At 64.2% G+C, this 4,288-nt stretch carries 4 protein-coding genes; all 4 read right to left on the bottom strand.

Annotation, left to right across the window (positions count from 1 at the left end; translation table 11 throughout):
- Positions 1-133: 133 nt before the first annotated feature.
- The 4 genes from AC4FAH_RS04135 to AC4FAH_RS04120 all read right to left on the bottom strand — a co-directional run bounded on the left by AC4FAH_RS04135 (position 134) and on the right by AC4FAH_RS04120 (position 4,159).
- Entirely contained in the window at positions 134-892 is a 759-nt protein-coding gene (locus AC4FAH_RS04135) for an IclR family transcriptional regulator (protein WP_043331346.1), read from the bottom strand.
- A 171-nt stretch (positions 893-1,063) separates the two neighbouring features.
- A complete protein-coding gene (locus AC4FAH_RS04130) occupies positions 1,064-2,341 on the bottom strand; it encodes a TRAP transporter large permease (RefSeq protein ID WP_054555518.1) in 1,278 nt (425 codons plus the stop codon).
- Positions 2,342-2,351: 10 nt separating this feature from the next.
- Complete coding sequence (locus tag AC4FAH_RS04125; RefSeq protein ID WP_082388272.1) at positions 2,352-2,933, bottom strand: TRAP transporter small permease; 582 nt, start codon at positions 2,931-2,933, stop codon at positions 2,352-2,354.
- Positions 2,933-4,159 (bottom strand): TRAP transporter substrate-binding protein, encoded by a 1,227-nt coding sequence (locus AC4FAH_RS04120; RefSeq protein ID WP_172978708.1) that lies wholly within the window; start codon positions 4,157-4,159, stop codon positions 2,933-2,935. The genes AC4FAH_RS04125 and AC4FAH_RS04120 overlap by 1 nt, the downstream gene beginning before the upstream one ends.
- Between the last annotated feature and the right edge of the window lie 129 nt (positions 4,160-4,288).

The following is a 4,288-nucleotide window of genomic DNA, read 5'->3' as shown; positions in this document are numbered from 1 at the left end:
GCTCGCCCCCGCAGACAATCACTGTCTGCGGGGGCGAGCGTTTTGGATCATGGCCCATCGTCAGCGTGGCTCAGGTGTCACACGGGGCTGGACGGGATTGCCTCTTGAGGCATGTGCGCACAGGGCGCACGCCTCAGAGCGTGCCTTCCAGCTCAGTGGCGATCTGGCGCATCAGCGGCGCCCACTCCAGCAGGGAGTCGATGGAGTGGCGCAGGCGCGGCGCGTGGATCGCCAATGTCGCCTGGATCTGGCCGACCTCATCGAAGACCGGCACCGCGATGGCGACCATGCCCTGGATGAACTCCTCATCATCGGTGCTCAGCTGATTGCGCGCCACGGTGTCGAGTGCCTCTTCCAGCGTGGCACGCGAGGTCAGGGTGCAGGGCGTGTGCGCCTCCAGCGCCAGGTGGGCGAGCAGGGCGCGGCGGCGATGCAGCGGCATCAGCGCCAGAAACAGCTTGCCGCTCGCGGTGCAGTGCAGCGGCAGGCGTGAACCGGGCGCCAGCTGGATGCGCACCGGCCAGTTGGTTTCCACGCGGTCGTAATACATCACCTCGTGGCCATCGAGCAGCGTCAGGTTGCAGGTCTCGCCGACTTCCTTTGCCAGCCGTTCCAGCAGGACACGGCGCGGCACCTTGAGGCCCTCATTGGCCAGTGCGCCCAGCGACATGCGCCGAAAGCGCGGGCCGGGCAGCAGGTGACGGCCATCCAGATCACGGCTGATCAGCTGCTGTTCTTCCAGCTGCTTGAGCAGGCGATGGACGGTCGGCTTGGGGATGTCGAAGCGCTTCTCGAGGTCGGCGGCGCTGACGGCGTGCTGGGTGGTGACGATTTCTTCCAGCAGGCCGAGTGCGCGAAAGAGCGTCGAATTGGTGGGCGTGTCTTTGCTCATCTAGTGTCCTCATCCTGCTGTCGGGCGCATGTCACTCGGGGTGACCGGGGCCGACAGGGGCAGGGTGGCAAGGCGTCAGTGCATCGATTCATCACGGCAGTGGGCCCCTTGGCGAAGGCTGCCCTGATGAGACGAAGACAGCCCCTCGCGGGGCTGTCGATGAGGCTAGTGTTACAGGTTTACCAGGAACAGGGAAAGGGAAGGCACCAGGCAGATGGCCAGCCAGCAGGCGATCAGCGCGATGAAGTAGGGAATCACGTACTTGACCAGTCTGACGTAGGAAATGCCGGTGATGCTGCTGGCCACGTACAGGTTGAGCCCGAAGGGTGGCGTGACGAAGCCGATGGCGGCACCGACCAGGAAGATGACCGAGAAGTGGATCGGGTCGACCCCGGCCTGCTGGGCGATGGGCGCGAGAATCGGCGCCAGGATGATCGTCACCGGCAGGCTTTCCAGAATCATGCCCGCCAGCAGGATGATCAGCATGCAGGTGCCCAGCGTCAGGTAGTAGTTGTCGATGCCGCTGAGCATCTCGCTCAGCGCCTGACCGGCACCCAACACCGACAGCAGCTGCTGCATGACCACCGAGATGGCGATCAGCGGTGCCAGCATGCCGGCGATCTGACCCGAGCGCAGCATGATGGTCGGCAGCTTCCTGAGGCTGATCTCGCGGGTGATCAACAGCCCCGCGATCATGGTGAAGCCCACGGTGATGGCGGCGGCTTCGGTCGGCGAGAACTTGCCCGAGTAGATGCCGTAGACCACCACGCCGATGGTCGCGAAGCCCAGATAGGCCTTGCGCGCCAGTCTGGCGCTGACACCGGCCTTGAAGGGCTGCAGCTGGCCCCAGCCATTCTTGCGCGCCACCAGATAGCAGGCGCCCATCATCGCGACCACCATCAGGGCGCCCGGCACCATGCCGGCGATGAACAGGTCACTGATCGACAGGTTCATCATGAAGCCGTAGACGATGAAGATGATGCTGGGCGGAATGATGATGCCCACGGTGCCGCCGGAGGCCGCCGTGGCGGCGGCGAAGCGTTCGTCATAGCCGTTCTTGACCATCTCGGGCTGCATGATCGAACCGATGGTGGCGGTGGTACCAGCGTTGGAGCCGGAAATCGCCGCGAACAGCCCGCAGGCGCCGAGGGTCGACATGCCCATCCCGCCGCGCATCCAGCTCAGCGTCGAGTAGGCGAAGTCGGAGAGTCGCTTGGCGATGCCCGCCGCGTTGATCAGGTCCCCCGTGAGGATGAACAGCGGCAACGCCAGCAGGCCGAAGAAGCTCAGGCCCTGGAAGAGGGTGACGCCGACATTGGCCAGCGTGAAGTCGATCACCAGACTGGTGCCGACCACCCACAGGCCGATGACGAGGAAGATGGGCACGCCGAGCAGGAAGAAGGCGGTCACGCCCGCCGTGATCAGGGAGATCCAGATACCGTCTGTCATGCTGACCTCCTCAGTCCATGATGGACGGTTGCAGGTTGAAGGAATCGCCGCGGCGATAGCGCGCCCAGTCGGCGTAGAGGTTCTGCAGTACGCGATAGATGATCATCACCCACGCCAGCGGCGTGGCGAGGTAGAACCACCACTGCATGACGTTGTCGGTGCCCGGCACGATGGCGTAGTTGTCGTAGGCCAGCGTCACCTGGGTGGTGGTGAAGTAGATCACCATCAGCCCGAAGCCGATCCACAGCACGGCATCGAGGATCAGGCAGGCGAACTGGCCACCGCGCGGCAGCTTCATGCGGATCTCGTTGAGGCTCAGGTGGGTGCGCTTCTTGACGTTGAGCGAGGCGCCGAACCAGGTCAGCCACAGGAACAGCAGCACGGGAATGCTGGTGCTCCAGGGGGCCTGCAGGCCGAAGAAGAAGCGCCGGATGACTTCGACGAAGATGATGCCGGCCATGCCGGAATAGGCGATCAGGATGACGACCTGTTCCAGATGGGCGTCCAGCCACAGGAAGGGACGCGCCCAGGGCGCGGCCTTCTTGAGGGCAGGTTTCTTGGTCGGTTGGCTGAAAATGGTGGTATCGCCCATTACCCCCTCCACCAGCGCTGCGGCTTGACGTTGACGGCGGCGACATCACGCGGAATCTCGCGCGCGACATCATGGATTTCCTGATAGATGTCGAGACCGCCGGACCACTTGTTGAGGCGTTCGCGCCACTGCTCCCACGGCTCGGGATTGAATTCCGGCGAGCACATCTGCTCGGCGCGTGAGCGTTCGGCGTCCGACAGCGGCGCCACGCGCACGTTGTTCTCGGCGAAGACGGTGCCGGCGGCGGGGTGCTCGGTGGCACCGACGATCTCGAAGCGCCCGGCCTCGTTCATGCCCTGGGTGAAGATCTGCGCGCAGTAGGCGGACTCCATCACCTGGTCCTGCAGCTCGGAACCGAGGCTGTCGAACTTGGGCAGGCTCATGCCGGTGTGTTCGGTACCGGCGAAGAAGCGCAGGTCGACCGCCTGGGACACCACCGGTGCCATGCCGGCGTAGGCCACGGCGCTCATCCAGGTCTCGGCGCCATCCAGCAGGCCCTGACGCAGGCCATCGAGGGTCTCTTCCCAGGCGACCGGCACCGGGTTCAGGCCCAGCTGCTCCATCGCGATGCGTCCCATCTGGGTGCCGGTGACGCGATTCTTGGTGCCCTTGAGATCATCGATGCTGGTGACCAGCGGTTTGTCCTGCCACTTGAGGCCGAGCATGATGCCGCGCAGGTCACAGTGGGTGAACAGGAACTGCAGGTTGTGGCGCTGGCGCAGCGGTTCGCGCAGCAGCTGCTCACTCTTCTTGTGATAGAAGAAGTGGAACATCGAGGCGACGGTGGGGAACAGGTAGGCGAAATCGAGCACGTTCAGATACGGCGCGCTGCCCGAGGAATTCTGGGTGGAGGCCGAGTAGATATCGACGATGCCCTGCTGGGTCTTGCCGACGCAGTCCAGCTGGTTGCAGACCTCGTTGCTGCCCATGAACTCGACGCGGATGGCGCCGTTGGTGCGCTCTTCCAGGTCGCGCGCGAAGAACAGCTGACCGGATTTCTGGATATCGAGATTGCGCTCATTGAAGCCCGAGGCACCGAAGCGCAGCTGGAACTTGGGCGCTGTCTTGTAGCGTTTCTGCTGCTCCTGGTCGGCGGCGCGCGCCAGCGTGGACGCGGTGAGACCTGCGCCGAGGCCGGTGGCGGCCAGCAGGGTCGAGGTCAGACCGAAGCGACCCGAGATGTCGAGGAAGTCACGGCGTGACAGCTTGCTGAGTGGCGATGGCATGGTAGTGCTCCCGGTATTGTGTTTGCTTTTGTGGTGGGATGCAGGCCTGGCGGCCGGGAAGTGATGTCGTATCACTCGCCCTGTGTTGGCGTTGTTATGGGTCTTGCGGTGCGGGGCTTGCTTCCGCTG

It is taken from the genome of Cobetia sp. (genome assembly GCF_983723665.1).
The sequence above is the reverse complement of the archived record's forward strand: the minus strand, read 5'-3'. Positions and strand labels throughout refer to the sequence as shown.